We start from the raw sequence: 375 nt of genomic DNA on the forward strand, positions 1-375 counted from the left end.
GTTTTCGCGCTGCGCATCGCAATGCCGGTGACCGCAAGGCGATGTACAAGGGGCCGCCAGTTTTCGAAGGTTTTACCGTCGTCGAGGGTATCTGAGACATGGACGATCCGCAGCGCATCGAAGTTCTGCCGATCCTGCCGTCGCTTGATATTGCGGAAACGTTGGCCTTCTACCGCGACCAGCTGGGCTTTGCCGCGACCTATGAGACGGCAGACTATCTGATCGTTCGCCGGCAGGAGATGGAGCTGCATTTCCGGCTGACCGGCAATCGTGCATTTTGCGAAAGCAGCGCCGTCTATCTCCGAGGCGGCCGGATCGGCGCGCTGCACCGGGAATATTCCGAAAAAGCCGTACCAACGCTGACGGCTCTCGATG

General features: G+C 59.5%; 1 protein-coding gene. It reads left to right on the forward strand.

Annotation, left to right across the window (positions count from 1 at the left end):
• Positions 1–98 precede the first annotated feature (98 nt).
• On the forward strand, positions 99–375 hold a 277-nt coding region (locus tag SB724_RS19510), incomplete at its 3' end, for a VOC family protein (protein WP_410572429.1).

It is taken from the genome of Bacillus sp. SIMBA_031 (genome assembly GCF_046535225.1).
GTDB classification, from domain to species: Bacteria; Bacillota; Bacilli; order Bacillales; family Bacillaceae; genus Bacillus; species Bacillus velezensis.